Genomic DNA, 18,946 nt, shown 5'->3' on the forward strand with positions numbered 1-18,946 from the left:
TCAACTACCGAGGCAATCGTTAAAAATTGCCTCGATAGTATCACAAGTCGTAGAAAATCGGATCAGTTAATGCGTAGTTCAATGTCTTGCACGACATCTTGGCTAATTTCTTGCACCGCTACCGAACTTGGCGATATCGTTGCGTTGCCGCCGCTATAACCAAATGAAATCGATAAGCTCGTACCGGCACGAATACCAGGACACGAATAACTTGCTGTGCTTGTGTTACCGATCGTCGAGAACTCACAGGTTACGTTAAGATCAGAAGAGCTGATCGAAAGGTCACGGAAGTCACTTGACTTACATGCTTCCCACACCCCAGTTTGACCCGTGACTTTGTAGTACAAGCAGTTAATTTCGCCAGTAATGGAATACAGTTGTGTTTCGTCGTTGTCTTGTGCGATAACGGTCACCCCAAGATCGCTGGAGTAGAACACACCTTCATCAAACGGATGAACAGCGTTGCTGTTCAGGATACTGGCATTCCCCGCACCTACGGTGATATCGACTGACGTCGAGCCACCCGCTACGGTGCGTAATCGACCGCGACTATAGGTTCCATAGTAGTCATTCGCCGGATCGACAATGGTTTCAATCGGCTCATTCGTAACCGTCGCCACGGCGTCATTGGCGGAATCCCAATCCCCTAAGAGCGTCAGGTTAACTTCATAAAACGGTACTTTGGTAAGCCAGTCTGCTTCACCATTTTGAATCGCTGTGACAACTGCACTGCGATGCGAGTCGGTCATTCGATCGAGATAAATAGCGCGACCGATTAACTGGTAGGCACCAGGAACCACGCGCATGTCACGTCCACTTGGCGGGCTTGGTAAACTTTGATTCAACACTAGCGCCTTCACCACTGCACGAACATAGTCAGTGTACTCACCGCTGGTGGCGGCATTCACGAGATATTGCGAGCTCATGGCGGTAATGGTTTCCACTTTCCAATCAGGATAGGTCACGTAATAACCATCTACCCGACGCAAGCGGCATGACTCTTCGTAGACATCATCTAACCCAGCCTGCACCGGTTGACCATTCACATTGGTAAAGTGCCGATGATCACCGCTAGGTACGCGCAACAGCGAACTTTCTTCGCGATAAACGTTGCCGCTAGAGGCCATAGCATTACTGTCATGGTGATCGCGACAACAGATAGTGCAGAGTTCCGGCTGATTGGTATCGGCTGGTTCCCCTACCATTTTTTGCGTGGCTTGCGAGCCATTAGGATCAAGAACTAAATAGTCACCTTCTAGCACTAACCTTGCCGGCGTTAAGCCGTTTTCAGCAACGCCAACGAAGCGGCAAGAGCAATTGACGGTAACAAAATCCTCGATGCGCTGCGTCTGCGTTTCTTCATCATAGGTGACCGTATCGAACCTGACCTGCAGCTTGTCGCCTCGTTTAGCGACTTGCGGTGTTGGTTTGGTGGTTTCTTTAACTTGATACTGTTCTGCACCATCATTTTCGGTCAAACGCACCGCGATAACTTCCGGTGCAGCACCGGGATTATAGGTGACGCTTGGTTGCTGCCGCGGATTCGGCTGTGTTACCACTAGACCGCCATCGCGCGATTCGATTTTACTGAACCACGCTTCCATATCCAGCGATTCAGCATCGCCTGCGCGCTCAGTCCAAGCAACGGACACCGTTACATTCTTGATATCTGGCTCTGGCGGCAACGGATCCGGTGCGCTTGGATCACTTGCCGGGATCCAGCCACCAGCGCTCCAATAACGCTCTGCAACCGTCCAGCCCACAGTAAAGGTTTTACCTTCTCGGTCAGCGGTTTCGGAGCCCGCCGCTAAATTTGCGTACTCAACAAAACGTAATTCTTCGATTTTTTCTTGCGCTAACTCCATCGCCGCGGTGCGCTCTGCTGCACGGGTCGATGACTGAATAAACATGCGTTGCAGGCTCACTAAGCCAGCGACACCTACGGCAATGATCACCAAGGCGACCAATACCTCGACAAAGGTAAAGCCGCGACGGTTGTGTCGATTAGAAATCATGCCAACTTCCTCCTACGCGGTAGAGTCGACGAAACTCATCATTCACTACCACATTTCGCAATACATCCAAACTGTAGCGAACGGTCAAATTACCGTTCGATAGTTTAGGGTCTTGGCTCGCCATCACCGAGCCCTCAACGTAGGCACCACCGTTGAGTGTAATTTCATATTGGGTTGTATTTCCCGGCGTCGTAAATTGGAAGGCCATCCCATACAAGGTGACATCACCGTTCATTTTAAAATCACCGTCGTGAATCACAATCAATGCTGGCTCAGCAACAGAGCCAACATCGTTACTCGGCATATCACAACTACCGGTAATCCAAATCAAGCCTGTGGTATTCGGGCCTAAACTCGAGCAATCAGGCAGTACCTGATTCGCCATGTCACGCAAGTCTTCCCAGTTCTCCTCTGGAATACCAAACAGATAGTCCAATAGGTCATCGGGGAAGTTAGGGTCATTATCGAGAATATCGACGCCGTGATCGCCACGCTCGCTTAAAGTTTGGGTTGAACAAACGCCATTATCAAATTCAAACTGACCACAGGTCGTTCCGGCGCCATTTACATCAACATCATCTTGCGTCCAAATCGACAAAGGTACGCCGTCACCACCACCATTCGGGTTAGCAACCACTTGGAAACTACCCGACACGTTGACCCCTCCGCGAATCGCCAAGGGTACATTGGGACCACCACGCACCAACGACATGACAATCAGTTCTTGTGCCGCTCGTTGGGTAGCCGAGCCATCGGCAGAGTTCGCAACTACATCCACCTCAACCACATCAACATCGCCGCGTGGTGTATCTGGATAAGTGACGTTGGTAATCGTCGCCGTATAATTCGCACCAGCAATGGTTCCATTGATGGTGCGATCGAGGTTATTGCGATCCGCATCAATCTCTTGAATTGTCTGCTCCAAACCGGCATCCGCCACAATACGCGCTTCTTGCATCGCCAAGTGGTTACGCATAATCCGTTGCTCTTGCGCTTTAAACTTTGCCGTATACAAAGTCACAAGAATAATAATCGCTAGTAACAGCACCGTAAGGGTGACTGTTGCAAAACCACTTTGCTGTAAATACTTACGATTAAAATGCATTGCGAATTACCACTTCACTAGTCATCGTTCTGGTGATGTCAGGGTCAGAAGGCATTGCTACCTCCATCACGACAGTCACACGCTGTTCATTTACTAAATCGACCATTTGCTCGGTAAGCGTGAACTCTAAATCGTTCACGAGCAACATCTCGCTACTCGTCAAATTCTGCCAGCCACCTCCATCACACCCTGCCGAGGCTTGGCGGCGTTGCACTTGGTTTTCGCGTACACGAAAGCCCATATTCTCCGAAGAACCATCATGCGTGCCATCGGCATCTTCATCATAGCTAAACAAAACACAGCTATTAGCTTCTTCGCCGGAGAATTGTGAAATGACAATCGTATTATTGAAGGCAGTGCTGGCATTGGCTGGGTCATACACTAATTCCGCTGCATCACCCCGATAACCTGTGCGGCGTAATTCTCCAACCATCAGGTCCATTACCGTGGTCGCCTCTTCATGCAATTGACTCAGTTTCAAACTTCGGGAGTTCACCCCCAACGTATTTGAAAACACAGCAGTAAGCGCTGCCATCAGCAATAAACCCAGCGTAATGGTGATCATAAGCTCGACAATAGATAAACCTTTCTGCCGTTCCATCAACATGCTGTGTAATCTCCAATTTGCCCCGTCGCTTTACAGTAACGAACACGCCCCAACAAACTCACGACGACGCGAATTTCCGCTTCAACCGTCCCGCCATCATCTGTCAAACTGTAGGCGACATGACCCGCATTCCCTTCGGCTAAACCACGCATACCATCAAAGCGAGTATAGTCGCCGGCAGAAAAGTTTGCGGCGACATTGACATTCGTGTATTCCGAGCCGTTCACTTGCCGCAACACGCCGTTGATACTGCAATCTTCCGTTAAGCAGTCACAGTCGTTGCTGACCGCTACCGCCGCACACCAATTCGCGCCATCCGTGTCCCACACGACAAAGCGCTCCTCGGTCGTACGCAATGCATCCGAGCGCGCATATTGCAATAGCGCATAGGTATCCTGCGCCGCACCTTGCAAACGCATAGATTCAGCCATACCAAGCATCAGCGGCACGCCGGCCCCTATAATGATGGAAAGGATAACCAGCGTGACCAATAACTCGAGGAGTGTAAAGCCGCGTTTAACTGCCGCCCAAGGTCTCATAAGTGCTCTGCGCATTGCGAAATTGCCAAAAATAGCGTATCTATTTAGTTATAGTTTATTAAATTACAGTGTAGTGCAAAAATTCATCTTTGACGACAAGGCAAACAAATGCAAGCTAAATTAAAGCAGGCGGGGATTACACTTATCGAACTTATGGTGGTCGTGGTTATCATTGGCATCATCGCTAGTGCTGCCTACCCGAATTTTGTCGATTACGTGCGCGAAGCCCGTCGAGCAGATGCTATGGGGCAGTTGTTAACACTACAGATGGCACAAGAAGAATATCGCTTAAAGAATACCAGCTACGCAGATATCGCAACATTAGGTATTACCTTGACTAGTGATTATTATACTTTTTCGGTGAGTAATATCGGTAACGAAACTTATACGCTTACGGCAACAGCGACAGGTGGGCAGGCCAATGACACCGGCTGTACCACCCTAACCCTGAATCAAAATGACCAAAAATCACCAGCTGCGTGTTGGGAGCGTTAACTCTTAAAGTTCTACCACCCGCAGCTCTGGCGGAATTGAAAAGGTTATGTTCTCTTCGCGACCACTGCGCTCGTTAACTGTGTGGCCACCCCAGTCTTGTAACTGTTTAATCACATTTTGCACCAAAACCTCCGGTGCCGAAGCCCCTGCTGTTACCCCAACGCGCTGAACACCTGCGAGCCAAGCTTGATCAATGCAGGTCGCATCATCGATAAGAAACGCCGGCGTCCCCATTTTTTCCGCAAGTTCACGCAAACGGTTCGAGTTAGAACTATTTCGAGCCCCAACCACTAACAGTAAATCGACTTCTGCGGCCAAATCACGCACTGCGTCTTGGCGATTTTGTGTGGCATAGCAAATATCGTCCTTACGTGGGCCTTGGATGTCCGGAAACTTGGCTCGCAACGCATCAATCACATCCGCAGTATCATCAACCGACAATGTCGTTTGGCTCATGTAATGCAACTGTTGCGGATGTTTGACTTCAAGTTTGGCAACATCGGCTACCGATTCCACCAAGTAAATACCACCGTCAGCATTGGAGTACTGCCCCATTGTGCCTTCGACTTCAGGGTGCCCTTGATGGCCAATCAGCACACATTCGTGGCCCTTGCGACTAGCGCGCGTTACTTCCATATGTACCTTGGTCACCAGTGGACAAGTTGCGTCGAATACCTTCAAACCACGGTTTTTGGCCTCTTGGCGCACCGCTTGCGAAACGCCATGCGCTGAGAAAATCACAATGCTATCGTCGGGCACTTCTTCAAGCTCATCAACGAATACTGCACCTGCCTTACGCAATGAGTCGACCACGTATTTGTTATGCACAACCTCATGACGCACATAAATCGGCGGTTCAAAAATCTCTAGCGCGCGTTCAACAATGGTGATCGCACGGTCAACACCCGCACAAAAACCACGTGGATTTGCCAGCACAATGTCCATTACGGATTTACCTCAATAATTTCGACCGCGAATCGTACGCGTTGTCCCGCCAACGGATGATTAAAATCAATCGTTACAAACTGCTCATTGATCGACCGCACAATACCAGGAAGTTCCGTGCCATCGGGTTGTGGAAACGTAAAGATTTGCCCTACTTCTGGCAATTCAGCGAACTTTTGCGTTTCCACTTGATAATAGTTGTCTTTGTTCGGTTCGCCAAAGGCATCTTCCGGCGCAAGCTCAAACTCACGCTCATCACCAGCCTTCAAACCTACGAGGCAACTCTCGAAGTTTTCCGTAAGTGAACCGTCACCCATACGAAACTTGGCGGGCTTACCCGACATTTTCGTACTGTCAGCCACCGAGTCATCGGTCAACTTAATCGTAAAATGCAAAATCACTTCCCGACCATGCTCGATCGGTAGACGACTGATCATGCGCGTTGCTCCTGACGTTGCTCAAAGAATGCTTCGAGTAGCATTAAGATGGCGCCACAAGTTATCGCCATATCGGCGACGTTGAAGGCTGGCCAATGCCAGTTATCCACATAAACGTCGATAAAGTCGATCACGTAGCCGTACATTAGGCGATCAATGACGTTTCCCACAGCCCCAGCAAGGATCAGTGAAAAAGCTAAGTTCTGACGCCACATGCCCACCGGATTACGACGCAACCAAACCAGTAAGATCACACTAACCGCAACTGCTAATGCAGTGAATAGCCAGCGCTGCCAACCGCTTTGGTCACTTAAAAAGCTAAACGCCGCGCCAAAATTTTGCACATAGGTAAAGTTTAGGTACGGCATAATTTCAATGCTTTCATACAACTCAAACGCACTCAGAACCCACTGCTTAGTGGCTTGGTCAATAATAATCAGCAGTAACGAGAGCCACAGAAACTGTAACCCGCTCAGGCGCTTTTGAAAGTCTGGTTTTGGCTGTTTAGGCAAAACGACGCTCCTCACCTTGTCCATCAACGTTTGTCACGCAACGTTGGCAAAGCGTTGGATGTTCAGCGATACTGCCCACTTCTGGGCGGTGGTGCCAGCAACGTTCACACTTTTCATTGTCCGACTTGTTCACTTTAACCCACAAGCCTTTGACGTCGGTTGCAACAGCGCCGTTTGGTGCCGCATCGACCGTCTCGACTTGCGTGCCCGACGTCAGCAATACAAAGCGCAGTTCGTCGCCTAAGCGTTGTAATTGAGCAGCTAAGTCAGCCTGCGCATACAACGTCAATTCGGCCTGTAATGAGCCACCGATCACATCATCACGGCGCGCTTGTTCTAGCGCGCGATTCACCGCATCGCGAACTTCCAGCAATTGCTGCCAAAATGCATTGTCTTCACTGCTCACACGAATGCCGTCGGCGGCGCGGTACCATGACTCAGTAAACACGTACTCACTGCGTGCTTCACCGTTGCCATTTTGCTGCGGCAAGGCCGTCCAAATTTCTTGCGCAGTGAAGCTACAAATCGGTGCTAACCAACGTACTAGCAGTTCCGCAATATGATACAACGCCGTTTGACACGAACGCTGTGCGACACTGTCACGCTTCGCGGTATATTGGCGATCTTTAATAACGTCAAGATAGAAACTGCCCAATTCAATCGAACAGAAGTGCATTAATTTTTGTACGACAACGTGGAATTGATAGTTGTCATAAGCATCGAGCAATTCATCTTGTAAGGCGACGGCTCGAGCAACAACCCAACGATCCATAGCTACCATATCGTTAGCTGCAACCGCATGCTGCGCTGGCTCGAAGGCATTAATATTCGCCAACAAGAAACGCGCCGTGTTACGAATACGACGATAACTATCCGCCGACCGCTTCAAGATCTCATCAGATACAGTCATTTCACCGGAATAATCAGTAGCAGCGACCCACAAACGCAGGATGTCGCCGCCAAGTTTATTCATTACTTCTTGCGGGGCGACGACGTTGCCAATCGACTTGGACATCTTGCGGCCTTGCCCATCAACCGTGAAACCATGAGTAAGTACTTGCTTGTAAGGAGCTTCTTGGTACATGGCAACACCAGTCAATAATGACGACTGGAACCAGCCGCGGTGCTGGTCAGAACCTTCTAAGTACAAGTCAGCAGGCCATTGTAAACCTGGTGTTTTGTTGAGCACCACTTCATGGGTAACGCCCGAATCAAACCAAACGTCCAAAGTGTCCGTTACCTTGCGGTAGTCTTTAGCTTCATCACCCAGCAACGCTTCTGGCTCAAGGTCAAACCAAGCCTGAATACCGTCTTTTTCAACACGCTTAGCTACTTCTTCAAGTAATTCCAAGGTACGTGGATGCAACTCATCATTGTCGCGTCGAACAAATACAGCAATTGGGTTACCCCATGTCCGTTGACGCGAGATACACCAGTCTGGGCGGCCATCAACCATGCTTTCGATACGACTTTGGCCCCACTCAGGTACCCAGCGTACTTGTTTAATCTGCTCCAGCGCTTTGCTTCGCAAGCCCTGCTTATCCATGCTGATAAACCACTGCGGCGTCGCACGGAAAATAATTGGCGTTTTGTGACGCCAGCAATGCGGGTACGAGTGGTTGTACGCTTCATGATGTACCAAGCGGCCGTTGTCTTGCAGCGCCTCAACGATGTTGTCGTTAGCTTTCATCACGTGCTGACCTGCGAACATCGGCGTATCGTCTTTGTAGACGCCATTGTCACCTACAGGGTTATACACCTCGATGCCATAACGTTGGCCTACCAAAAAGTCATCAACACCGTGGCCTGGCGCGGTGTGCACACACCCCGTACCCGATTCGGTGGTTACATGCTCACCTAAAATCAACGGAACTTGAATATCAGCAAACAACGGATGCTGCACTTTCATGTTTTCCAACGCCGCACCTTTCGCAAAACCGAGCTTGTGGTAGTCATCGATATTCCAGCGCGCCATGGCGGACTCAACCAATTCGTCGGCCAGCACAAAACGCTGCGCCGGACGCTCATCGGTCGCCTCAACTTGCACTAAGGTATAGTCCAACGACGGATGCAATGAAATTGCACGGTTCGCCGGAATGGTCCACGGTGTGGTGGTCCAAATGACGACGCTTACTTCGCCCGCACCAGCATGGCCTTCGGGATGGTCAAACGCAGCAACCAACTGCTCTTGATCCACCGCCAAAAAGTCCACATCGATCGCTGGCGAACGCTTGTCTTGATATTCCACCTCAGCTTCAGCCAACGCCGAGCCGCAGTCTGTACACCAGTGCACCGGTTTAAAGCCTTGTTGCATATGGCCATTCGCAATGATTTTACCAAGAGCTCGAATACTGTCCGCTTCTTGCTTCGGATTCATCGTCAAATAAGGGTTGTCCCAATCACCGAATACACCTAAGCGTTTAAAGTCTTCACGTTGCTGCTCAACCTGCCCCATCGCATAATCACGGCACTTTTGCCGGAACTCAGCAACCGACAGCTTTTTACCTGGCTTGCCATGTTTCTTCTCGACTTGCAGCTCAATCGGCAAGCCGTGGCAGTCCCACCCCGGCACATAAGGTGCGTCGAAATCGCTAAGCGTTTTCGCTTTCACGATCACGTCTTTCAGAATTTTGTTCACCGCATGACCAATGTGAATCTGACCGTTCGCATACGGCGGGCCGTCGTGCAAAATAAACACTGGCTTACCCGCTTTCGCAATGCGCACCTTGCCGTAGACGTCGTCGGCATACCACTGCTGCAACATTTGCGGCTCGCGCTGAGCCAAGTTGCCACGCATCGGAAACTCGGTTTCCGGTAAATTCAGCGTGTGTTTATAGTCGGTCATTAGTTAGGTTCCTTTTTCGAGATCTTTTGTAGCCCGTGGCTCTACCACGGGGCAGGCCACACGTTTCAGCTACGTCCGTTCAATTCGCTATCCCCCGCAGCAGAACTGCGGGCTACGAGTAACGTCTTTGCTTTTTCAGCGTCGGCGACAATTTGTTGCTTCAGCTCGGCAAAATCGGCGAACTTTTGTTCCGCACGAATAAAATGTGTCGGCACAACTTTTAACTGCTGGCCGTACAAATCACCAGCGTAATCGAATAAATGCACTTCAAGCTGCATACGCTCGCCATTCAATGTCGGTCTACGGCCAATATTAGCAACTCCTGCATGCATTTTGCCATCATTGCTTTGCACCTGCACCGCAAATACACCTTGCAAAGGTGAATGTAGCCGCTTTAACTGGATATTTGCCGTGGGAAAACCAATCGTTCGGCCTTTTTTCTCACCATGAGTCACACGGCCTTCGAATGCATAGGGACGCCCTAACATGGCTGCTGCTTGAGCAAAGTCACCGGTTTTTAATGCTTCACGAATCGCCGTACTGCTTACGCGTTGCTGCTGCTGTCGATAGCTATGGGTATCCACTACCTCAAAACCAAGCTCCGCACCGGCCCGTTGCAACATAGCAAAGTCGCCCTCGCGACCATGACCAAAACGGAAATCATCACCTACTACCAAAAACTCGACGCCTAGCTGCTTCACCAGCACTTCATCAATAAAGGTACGCGCTGGTAGATTGGCAAACTTACGATTGAACTCAATCACAATATGGCGATCGATGTCTTGCGCTCGCAGCGCCAAATGTTTCTCACGAAAATTGGTCAGGCGCGCAGGCGCACGATCCGGCTGAAACAACTCTTGCGGTTGTGGCTCGAACGTCATCACCGTCGCCGGCACTCCACGTGCCAACGCCTGCGACTTCACCTGCGCTAGCACGGCTTGATGGCCCAGATGCACACCATCAAAGTTACCGATGGTGAGCACACAGCCACGGTGCTGGGCACGAATATTGTGAATTCCACGAATGAGTTGCATGTAGGCCTTGCGGATCCGTTGCGCGAATCGTTTAACAAAGCGGCGATTATAACAGGCTGTGCAAGGGGTCACCAGACACTAGGGCGTCATTAGTACCAGTTTGAATAACTGATCACGCAAGTTCTGTCGTGTACGAAGGAACAATAATACCGACACATGGGTACCACGTTCCTCACCAAGTCGATAGATAATCCGAACCTGTGCCTTGGTATCAATAAACTCGTAATAGTGCCCGAAACCTACAACTTCGCTCTCGATACATTGGCTACAGCCCATTGGAAACGCGCTTACACGCTGCTCAAAACGGTCAAGGATGTTATCGATGTAACGCTGCGCGGCCCGGTAACCAATATCTCGAGCAAGATATTTTACCCAATCTCTCGTCTGCAATTTAAATCGGCTGGTGTAATCAATCGCGATCGTCATCTTCCCCAAGCTCCTCTGCCAATCCTTTGAACAGATCTTCTCGGCTTACCACACGACCAGCGCGAACATCCTTTTCAGCTAGGGCTATCATTTTCAGCATCGCCATTTGTTCTTGCATGGCTTCATATTGAACAGGGTCTTGCACCACATACAGAGGCTCGCCGTTTTGGGTCACCAAAACAGGCTCGTTTACATCCATGGTGGCCATTTCTTTTTTAAAACCAGAAACGGTGGTTACGCGGGGGCGTTTAACGGTGTACATGGCACTGACTCCTTGCTGGTGTTAACAGGTGTCAGCTTAGACGAGAATAGCGGCAAAGTCCAAATTTAGACCAAATATGGACCATCCGAAAAGCGTTGTTTGCTAACGGAGTTTAACGCGTAGCAACAGCAAGGCCGCTAAGAAGATGCCGGCACCTGCACCAACTAACAGTGCCAACTGCCACACCCGCTCCATAAAGTCGACGGCGAGCCACCACTGGCGATTCGGCCCTAGATAGAGCAGTAAAGCAATCATAGCGACAACCGCTAGCGTAACTTTTACCAGATAGGTCAGCGTGCCTGGATAGCGCTTAAGAACGCCATCACGCCAGAGGTTATACCCCAACAGTCCCGCGTTGACCGCAGCCGACAGCGAAGTGGCGATAGCTAGGCCCACATAACCAAAAGGGATGGCAAAAATAACGTTAAACACCATGTTGGAAACCATGGCGATAATGCCGTATTTCACTGGACGTTTGGTGTCTTGGCGCGAATAAAAACCCGTCGCGAGCACCTTCACCAACATAAAACTCAACAGCCCAGAGCCGTACGCAAAAAGACTGTAAGACGCCAAACGCGCGTCTTCTGGAGTGAACTCGCCACGCATAAACAACACCATCAGCATCGGTTCGGCCAGCACAATCAACCCCGCCATTGCCGGCAGCCCCAGCAGCACCACCTTGCGGATGCCCCAGTCTAACGTGCGACTGAACTCATCGGCAGATTTATCCACATGGCGCGATGACAACGCTGGCAAAATCACCGTCGCAATGGCAATGCCAAACAAACCCAAAGGGAACTCAAGTAAGCGATCAGAGTAGTACAACCAACTAATTGAACCACTCATTAAAAACGACGCAATAAAGGTATCGAGCAATAAGTTAATCTGGCTTACCGACACACCGAACAACGCCGGGATCATCAACTTGCGAATTTTAGTGACGCCAGGGTCACGCCAGCCCCACTGCGGACGCACCAGCAACCCCGCACGTTTCATAAATGGAATTTGGAACAAAAACTGCACCAAGCCACCCAAAAACACACCCCAAGCCAGTGCATATTCAGGTTGCTCAAGCTGCGGCCCCAACCACAACGCCGCCACAATAATCGCAATATTCAAAAACACAGGCGTAAACGCCGCCACCGCGAATTTGCCCAGCGTATTGAGCACCGCCCCGGCAAGCGCCGTAAAGGTAATAAACCACAAATAAGGAAAGGTAATGCGCAGCAAATCAGAAGCGAGCACAAACTTATGCCCCTGCGGCCCATCGGTATACCAATCCACAAACCAGCCCATACCGAATAGCGCCGCCACAATAGGTGAAGCAATCACCCCAACCAGCGTAACCACCGTCACCAACGTACCGAGCGTGCCCGACACCCGCGCGATCAGCAATCGTTGTGCATCAATATCCTTACCCTGCCGATACTCGGTTAAAACCGGCACAAACGCCTGAGCAAAAGCTCCCTCAGCGAACAATCGCCGCAAAAAATTCGGAATTTTGTTGGCAAAAAAGAACACATCGGCCGCAGCACCCGCACCCATCAAGTTCGCGATCACCACATCGCGCACAAGCCCGAGCACGCGCGAAATCAGTGTCATGGCACTAACAATAATGCCGGATTTCATAAGAGATTTAGACAAGCGAGCTCCAATTCTTTCGCAGAAAACTAGCTGAGGGTTCTACTTAAGCCAGTTAGTTTCTATTATATTTCGTTCAATGTCACTCCCACTGCTACAACACAGACAAAAAAGCCCCAGCTTAATCAGCTGGGGCTTCAACTTTGCGTTAAGATTTAGAACTTCATATTTAAGCCGATGCTGTAGGTGCGTCCCCACGTCCAACGCCCAGCTTGCAGTTCCTTACGATTAGGGTACCAGTCGCCGACATTTTCGACTTTGGCGCGGAAGCGCACCGTGTCAGAAAAGTCATAAACCATACCTAAGTCGAAGGTTGTAATGCTAGGTAGTGAATTGTACGGCGTACCATCAATATCGATGTACTTATATTCGTCAGTGTTATTCACGTTGCGCGAACCTTCACCTGAGTAACGCACGTCCAAGAATGTTAACAAGCGATCCAAACGATGCGCGATCTTGAAGTCGCCACGCCAATCTGGGTTATTGTACTGACCGGTTGAGTCAGAAAAGTCAAACCCAGTGTTAGAGGTCGCATTTTTCTTCAGGTTATACATACGCAAGGTCATCGTTAAGTCACCCATGCCTTCTGAGAACCAACCTCCAACAAGAGGGAACTCATGCAGCGCTTTGTGATAACGACCGGCATATTCAATTGCTTCGAACGAACGTAAAGCTGCGTTCACATAACCCGACTCAAACGCATCGATGGTTGGCAATTGGAAATCCGGACCGCGAACGAACATGTCGCAGAACTGGTTCGGATAGTTCGTCGCATCGTAACAAGCTTCCATGATATTCGTCAGCGAGAAGCTCGTAATTGCGTCCTCAATATCGATCTCAACCCAATCCACAGATAGGTCTAAACCTTGAGCCCAGCTTGGTGCATAAACGATACCGATGTTTTTGCTTTCAGCTTGTTCATTAGAAAGGTTTGGATTACCACCGGTATAGCCAAAACGCGAAGCGTTCGTTGCAATACTCACGAAGTCCTCAGGAATACCTTCGGCGTCACAGTTACGTTGGCGCGTTTCTGGATCAGGACCGTTACCGCGGTTTGCACCATGACATGGATCGGCTGCGAATGATGAAATTTGTACGCGAGGCAAGAATAACTCGGTAATTGCCGGAGAGCGCACAGTTTCAGCAACGTTAGCGCGGATGATCAAGTCTTCGATAGGTCGATAGTTCAAACCTACCGCCCATGCATTATCGGTACCTGAACGACTGTTATCCATGCGACGGTACGACGTTTCCAACGAAGCCGAGTAAACCAGTGGAATATCTTGCGAAGGATCCGCTAAAGGAATGTAAAGCTCGCCGAAAACGTCCTTGGTGCGATATTCACCACCTGTTGAATTATCGCTAAAGCCCATAAATTGGTCAGTACCATCAGATTTGAAGTCAGCGTATTCACGACGTGACTCAAAACCAACCAATGCGCTTACAGTACCGCTTGGCAAATAGAATAAATCACCAGAGATGTAAGCCGACAGGATGTCTTGCTCAACGCGAGTCTTACCCATCGACAAATAGGAAATATAGTCGATAGAAGCTTCTGAGGCCGTTCCGAATGGGTTGAACGGTGAACAATCGCCAGGACGACCAAGGATCGATTCGGTACCGCGCACACCACTACCTTGTGGAACTAACTCATCACCATACCCATCGACATAGTTGAACTTACAGTCGATTTGGCCGGTCTCTGGGTTGATACCCACATCCATGGCGGTAAGCCAACGCCAGTCATTAATCGCTGTACTTTGCGAAAATACAGACGATACGCCTCGTTGATAACTCACTTCCCAATCAAAATAACGGTTGGCGATATCGAATTCGCCATCAAAGCCAAAACGAATACTACGTACATTTGACTCGTTAACAACTTCACGTTGACCAAGGTTCAGCCAACCACGGTGCATGTAGAAATCACCAGGTCCACCAAGTAAACCTTCTAGCTCACTGCGCGAACTATCGGTTAAGAAAGGGTTGTCGGTAGAGAACCGCAATGCAGCACCGGTACCACCGAAAACGCCTGAGCTATATAGCGTTGCCTGATAACCTGGGTTTGCTGCATCTGATGAATTCGCAAAGGTAGTTAAAGAGAAATTAACGTCGTCGGTCAATTCATAATTCGCTATTGCTGTAATGTTGACGCGTTCATACCCCTCTTGTGCGGTGTTTGTCGCGACAAGATCCAGGCCGTCACCACCTGATGACCATACGGCATTACCCGTAGCAACCCCCGGATCATAACCGACTAACGAGCCAGAACCATCCATTGCAAATTGGTAGAAGTTACCGTCACCCCACTGGCCAATACCGAAGTTTGTTACCGCCAATGGCCCCGGAGTTACAAGACCGCTAAATGACAAGATACCAGCTCGCGGTTGAGGATAAAGACGCAGTTGGCCTGGGTTGTAGTTACCATCGGGATCAAGCACACGATCTGCCGCAGATGGCTGCTGGAGCGTCCAACTATCGCGTAAGCTTGGAACTTCAGACGACAAGACATTATCGGTTTCATTGTATTCGACGGACAGCACAACGTTACCGCGGCCACCACCGAAGTTTCCACCTAACAAGGTACGGAACGAAACCTCATTCGCGATACCATCTTTATCTTCGTAATCAACGCTAACTTCGGCGCCTTCGTAATCTTTTTTCAGAACATAGTTAACGACACCTGCGACCGCATCTGAACCGTACACGGCTGCACCGCCAACTTTTACCACTTCAACACGTTCAATCAGTGAAATCGGGATGTTGTTCACGTCAACCTGAGAACCTGGAGCACTACCGCCTCCTACAGGAGAGTTCGACGATACAAAGCGGTGGCCATTCACCAATGTCAACGTACGCTGCGAACCCAGGCCGAAAATGTTAATCGTATTCTGACCAACACCTTGGCTAGAGGCGCCAACGTTAGCACCAATGACCGGTGAAGCTGCGGCTTGAACGCCTGGAATCTCTACGACAGCGTCAGCGGCATTGGTTAAGCCACGTTCACTAAAATATTCACCGTCAACGACAGTCATCGGCTGGGTTGGCTCTAAGTCGGTACGCTTAATGCGAGAGCCGGTAACCTCAATACGTTCGACAACTTCTTTTTCCGCAGTTTGCTCTTCTTGTTGGGTGTTCTGCGTGTTCTCTTCGCTTTCAGTCTGCTGCGCTAAAGCAACGGAGACAGGCGCCGATAATACGCCTAGCGCTAAGGCAAGCTGTATACAACTTGAGAGTTTATTTTTCTTATACATGATTAACCTCAATTGTTGGATTGTAGTTTTTATTTCACCTTATAAAGAGTGCATTCAATTTGGCATAAAGGGACAAGCGCCAGGGAGAAACACTTAGCAACTTAATGAAACATATTGAAACACTCTGAAATATTTATGCTTGTTTTGTGACCGCATGTCAACGTCCAATCTCCCGCGACTTAAAATTTTTGCGTTGTAAGCAACTAAAGACAAAGAATCATTGCGGAGGGTTATGATCTTTTCTTGACTTTAGCCTCGAAAACAGGCATATTCCCCGCCCTATAAAACCAATGCACATAGTTAACGAATTTTAGGAGTTCACCTTGGCTAATATTAAGTCTGCGAAAAAGCGTGCGGTACAAGCGGAAAAGAACCGTCGCCACAACGCGAGCCGTCGCTCAATGATGCGTACCCAGTTGAAAAAAGTAATTGCTGCTATTGAAGCGGGCGACAAAGCGGCTGCTCAGCAGGCATTTACTGGCCTTCAACCGATTCTTGACCGTTACGCGACGAAAGGTCTTATCGGTAAGAACAAAGCTGCTCGTCATAAGAGCCGCTTAAGTGCGAAAATCAACGCGCTTTAAGCTTCCTAGCTTTCTGAAAAAACCGGCCTCATGGCCGGTTTTTTTGTGCCTGATCACATTGGCCTCCTAGGCCGTTTCTGGCAAACTACCTCTTGTTATAAAAACGATAAAAAAATTAAGTTGCTGTTCGTCGAGAACAACAATACAAGGGGGGAGATTATTTTGCGAAAACTGACACTTGGTACCGCATTTGCGGCGATGGTCCTCGCTGCGGTCATTGCGCCTACGGCGCACACAAAAGAACCTGTCAAACAATACACAGTTGAAGACTTTTTCACCCACCCGGTTTATAACGGCGTTATCATTTCGCCGACGGGAAAATATTTCGCGATAAAATCAACCGAAGGCATCAATGATGCAATTTTCGTATATGACCGCGAAGAGAAGAAAGTGGTCAGCAAGTTTGCGTTTGGGGAGTATCAACGTTTTTCCAATATACGTTGGGTCAACAACGAAAGACTCATCTTCACTGGGCGTAAGTTTGTTGGCTACCTTGACGAGCGCGGCTCGCCACCAAGTTTATATGCAGCCAATGCCGATGGCTCGAACCGCCGCGAGTTAATTCGCTGGGGCAGCTCTGGCTGGACCTTTCTAAGTTCGCTCCCCAACGAAGAGGATTATATTCTCATTGGCAAACTATACGGTGGCGAAGATGGTATGTTCGCGCATAAATTAGATGTGAATGACGGTCGCACCTATTACCTGGATGATCAGCCCAAAGACCCAGGTCGACTGCTTGCCGACAATACTGGTACGTTGCGCGCGAGCTTTAACTATGAAGAAGACGAGGACGATGAATTTGGTAAAGGAACCTTCATACTAAACTACAAACCCTATGGTTCAGATGAATGGAAAAAATACCATATGGAACAGTTCGATGAAGGAGGCACACTCAGTTTCATCGGGTTCTCTGGCGACAACCGCTATGCTTATGTGGCCGCTGACTTCGAAACAAAAACTCGTGCTTTGTATGAGTTCGATACCAAAACCGAAGAATTCGAGCAAATTTACGTCAACCCTATCGCTGATGTCTCAAACATTATCTATGGTTCAGATGATAACCCTATTGCCGTTGAATCAATGCCTGGGGCGATTGAGCGTCATTACTTTGCAGACTCGAATGACGTAACGCTGCGTAAAAGCCTGACCGACGCTTTTAACGGTGAGAACGTTTACGTGACAAGTACGACTGACAAAGGCGACTTAGCAGTCGTCCATGTCAGCTCAGATATAAACCCGGGCCAGTATTACATTTTCAACCTCGATACGTTAGAAGCAAAATTTATTGCGTCGCCCTACCCGACGGTCGACCCAAATGACATGGCCTCCGTGCAGCCGATTACGGTAACGGCGCGCGATGGACTTCAACTACATGGCTATCTAACCATCCCTAAAAACTATAACCAAGACCGCGACGGCGCACTCCCTACTATCGTGAACGTGCATGGTGGCCCTCATGGCCCGCGCGACACTTGGGGATTCAGTCCTGAGAATCAGTTCTTCGCAAATCGCGGTTATGCAGTTCTGCAAATTAACTTTCGTGGCTCGGGCGGCTATGGTGACGAATTCGAGGAAGCTGGCTACCGTAAGTGGGGCCGTGAAATGCAAAATGACGTAACGGATGCCACTTTGTGGGCAATCGAACAAGGGTACGCTGACAGCGACCGCATTTGTATCTATGGTGGCAGCTACGGTGGTTATGCTTCGCTGATGGGAGTAATTCGGGAACCTGACTTGTATCAATGCTCGGTGGGTTATGTCGGCGTCTACAGTCTGCCGGTCATGAAAAGCTCGGGCGATATCCCTAGAAGTCGCAGTGGCCGCAAGTACCTCGACCATGTCTTAGGGACTGACGAGGAGGTCTTGAAGGCGAATTCACCAGCTGAGAATGTTGATAAGATCAAAGTCCCACTTTACATTGTGCATGGTACTGAAGACGTACGTGTGCCGATGGAGCAGTATAAGGCACTCACTGAGGCCCTTGAAAAGGAAGGAATCCCCTATCAATCGATGCTGAAAGCAGAAGGCCACGGCTATCAAATTGAAGAAAATCGCTACGAGCTCTATGAAAGCTTAGAAGCGTTTTTCAATAAACATATTGGCGCTGAATAGCCTTCAGCGCCGCGCGAATTCAACGGGTCTCCGTAGCTCAGCTGGATAGAGCAGCCCCCTCCTAAGGGGCAGGTCGCAGGTTCGACTCCTGCCGGGGACGCCATAAAATTGTCATCGTGACAAATGAGGAGTA

General features: G+C 49.5%; 16 protein-coding genes and 1 tRNA gene. 4 read left to right on the plus strand and 13 right to left on the minus strand.

Annotated features, from left to right (window positions below; genetic code table 11):
* Positions 1-62 precede the first annotated feature (62 nt).
* Genes CWI70_RS05385 through CWI70_RS05400 form a run of 4 tightly spaced genes read right to left on the minus strand, consistent with a single transcriptional unit; the run spans position 63 to position 4,266 of the window.
* Complete coding sequence (locus tag CWI70_RS05385; RefSeq protein WP_126771218.1) at positions 63-2,015, minus strand: type IV pilus modification PilV family protein; 1,953 nt, start codon at positions 2,013-2,015, stop codon at positions 63-65.
* Positions 2,005-3,120: a pilus assembly PilX N-terminal domain-containing protein gene (locus CWI70_RS05390; protein WP_126771219.1), complete on the minus strand. Its 1,116-nt coding sequence runs from the start codon at positions 3,118-3,120 to the stop codon at positions 2,005-2,007. Before CWI70_RS05390 ends, CWI70_RS05385 begins: the two co-directional genes overlap by 11 nt.
* Positions 3,110-3,727: a prepilin-type N-terminal cleavage/methylation domain-containing protein gene (locus tag CWI70_RS05395; protein ID WP_126771221.1), complete on the minus strand. Its 618-nt coding sequence runs from the start codon at positions 3,725-3,727 to the stop codon at positions 3,110-3,112. The genes CWI70_RS05390 and CWI70_RS05395 overlap by 11 nt, the downstream gene beginning before the upstream one ends.
* Positions 3,721-4,266 (minus strand): GspH/FimT family pseudopilin, encoded by a 546-nt coding sequence (locus CWI70_RS05400; RefSeq protein ID WP_198677651.1) that lies wholly within the window; start codon positions 4,264-4,266, stop codon positions 3,721-3,723. Before CWI70_RS05400 ends, CWI70_RS05395 begins: the two co-directional genes overlap by 7 nt.
* Before the next feature lie 108 nt (positions 4,267-4,374).
* Between CWI70_RS05400 and CWI70_RS05405 the strand changes: the two genes are divergently transcribed.
* Entirely contained in the window at positions 4,375-4,761 is a 387-nt protein-coding gene (locus CWI70_RS05405) for a type IV pilin protein (RefSeq protein ID WP_126771225.1), read from the plus strand.
* A 3-nt stretch (positions 4,762-4,764) separates the two neighbouring features.
* Here the strand turns inward: CWI70_RS05405 and ispH are convergent, their stop codons facing one another.
* The 9 genes from ispH to CWI70_RS05450 form a co-directional block, all read right to left on the minus strand.
* Positions 4,765-5,706 carry a 4-hydroxy-3-methylbut-2-enyl diphosphate reductase gene (ispH, locus tag CWI70_RS05410; RefSeq protein ID WP_126771226.1) on the minus strand — a complete coding sequence of 314 codons (942 nt, stop codon included), beginning with the start codon at positions 5,704-5,706 and terminating at the stop codon, positions 4,765-4,767.
* A complete protein-coding gene (gene fkpB, locus CWI70_RS05415; RefSeq protein ID WP_126771228.1) occupies positions 5,706-6,143 on the minus strand; it encodes an FKBP-type peptidyl-prolyl cis-trans isomerase in 438 nt (145 codons plus the stop codon). Before fkpB ends, ispH begins: the two co-directional genes overlap by 1 nt.
* Positions 6,140-6,655 carry a signal peptidase II gene (gene lspA / locus CWI70_RS05420; protein WP_241967825.1) on the minus strand — a complete coding sequence of 172 codons (516 nt, stop codon included), beginning with the start codon at positions 6,653-6,655 and terminating at the stop codon, positions 6,140-6,142. Before lspA ends, fkpB begins: the two co-directional genes overlap by 4 nt.
* Complete coding sequence (gene ileS / locus CWI70_RS05425) at positions 6,648-9,500, minus strand: isoleucine--tRNA ligase (RefSeq protein ID WP_126771232.1); 2,853 nt, start codon at positions 9,498-9,500, stop codon at positions 6,648-6,650. Before ileS ends, lspA begins: the two co-directional genes overlap by 8 nt.
* A gap of 65 nt (positions 9,501-9,565) precedes the next feature.
* Entirely contained in the window at positions 9,566-10,534 is a 969-nt protein-coding gene (gene ribF, locus CWI70_RS05430) for a bifunctional riboflavin kinase/FAD synthetase (protein WP_126771234.1), read from the minus strand.
* Positions 10,535-10,612: 78 nt separating this feature from the next.
* Complete coding sequence (locus CWI70_RS05435) at positions 10,613-10,960, minus strand: type II toxin-antitoxin system RelE/ParE family toxin (protein ID WP_126771236.1); 348 nt, start codon at positions 10,958-10,960, stop codon at positions 10,613-10,615.
* Positions 10,944-11,222 (minus strand): type II toxin-antitoxin system prevent-host-death family antitoxin, encoded by a 279-nt coding sequence (locus CWI70_RS05440; RefSeq protein ID WP_126771238.1) that lies wholly within the window; start codon positions 11,220-11,222, stop codon positions 10,944-10,946. The genes CWI70_RS05435 and CWI70_RS05440 overlap by 17 nt, the downstream gene beginning before the upstream one ends.
* Positions 11,223-11,324: 102 nt before the next feature.
* Positions 11,325-12,866, minus strand: a complete 1,542-nt coding sequence (gene murJ, locus CWI70_RS05445) for a murein biosynthesis integral membrane protein MurJ (protein ID WP_126771240.1) — start codon at positions 12,864-12,866, stop codon at positions 11,325-11,327.
* 152 nt (positions 12,867-13,018) lie between these two features.
* A complete protein-coding gene (locus CWI70_RS05450; RefSeq protein WP_126771242.1) occupies positions 13,019-16,117 on the minus strand; it encodes a TonB-dependent receptor domain-containing protein in 3,099 nt (1,032 codons plus the stop codon).
* Between the two features lie 323 nt (positions 16,118-16,440).
* Between CWI70_RS05450 and rpsT the strand changes: the two genes are divergently transcribed.
* From rpsT to CWI70_RS05465, 3 genes are all read left to right on the plus strand, one after another.
* Positions 16,441-16,701, plus strand: a complete 261-nt coding sequence (rpsT, locus tag CWI70_RS05455; RefSeq protein ID WP_126771244.1) for a 30S ribosomal protein S20 — start codon at positions 16,441-16,443, stop codon at positions 16,699-16,701.
* 162 nt (positions 16,702-16,863) lie between these two features.
* Positions 16,864-18,813 (plus strand): alpha/beta hydrolase family protein, encoded by a 1,950-nt coding sequence (locus tag CWI70_RS05460; RefSeq protein ID WP_157980869.1) that lies wholly within the window; start codon positions 16,864-16,866, stop codon positions 18,811-18,813.
* A 26-nt stretch (positions 18,814-18,839) separates the two neighbouring features.
* Positions 18,840-18,916: transfer RNA gene (locus tag CWI70_RS05465), tRNA-Arg, on the plus strand.
* Positions 18,917-18,946: the final 30 nt, after the last annotated feature.

The organism is Pseudidiomarina homiensis, from assembly GCF_003987225.1.
Lineage (GTDB): Bacteria > Pseudomonadota > Gammaproteobacteria > Enterobacterales > Alteromonadaceae > Pseudidiomarina > Pseudidiomarina homiensis.

Bases quoted from the DNA above. Each gene is read 5' to 3' on its own strand.
- CWI70_RS05440 (WP_126771238.1), bottom strand. From the start codon at position 11,222: ATGTACACCGTTAAACGCCCCCGCGTAACCACCGTTTCTGGTTTTAAA.
- CWI70_RS05450 (WP_126771242.1), bottom strand. From the start codon at position 16,117: ATGTATAAGAAAAATAAACTCTCAAGTTGTATACAGCTTGCCTTAGCG.
- CWI70_RS05395 (WP_126771221.1), bottom strand. From the start codon at position 3,727: ATGTTGATGGAACGGCAGAAAGGTTTATCTATTGTCGAGCTTATGATC.
- CWI70_RS05390 (WP_126771219.1), bottom strand. From the start codon at position 3,120: ATGCATTTTAATCGTAAGTATTTACAGCAAAGTGGTTTTGCAACAGTC.
- CWI70_RS05400 (WP_198677651.1), bottom strand. From the start codon at position 4,266: ATGAGACCTTGGGCGGCAGTTAAACGCGGCTTTACACTCCTCGAGTTA.
- ribF (WP_126771234.1), bottom strand. From the start codon at position 10,534: ATGCAACTCATTCGTGGAATTCACAATATTCGTGCCCAGCACCGTGGC.
- CWI70_RS05385 (WP_126771218.1), bottom strand. From the start codon at position 2,015: ATGATTTCTAATCGACACAACCGTCGCGGCTTTACCTTTGTCGAGGTA.
- fkpB (WP_126771228.1), bottom strand. From the start codon at position 6,143: ATGATCAGTCGTCTACCGATCGAGCATGGTCGGGAAGTGATTTTGCAT.
- ileS (WP_126771232.1), bottom strand. From the start codon at position 9,500: ATGACCGACTATAAACACACGCTGAATTTACCGGAAACCGAGTTTCCG.
- CWI70_RS05405 (WP_126771225.1), top strand. From the start codon at position 4,375: ATGCAAGCTAAATTAAAGCAGGCGGGGATTACACTTATCGAACTTATG.
- ispH (WP_126771226.1), bottom strand. From the start codon at position 5,706: ATGGACATTGTGCTGGCAAATCCACGTGGTTTTTGTGCGGGTGTTGAC.
- CWI70_RS05435 (WP_126771236.1), bottom strand. From the start codon at position 10,960: ATGACGATCGCGATTGATTACACCAGCCGATTTAAATTGCAGACGAGA.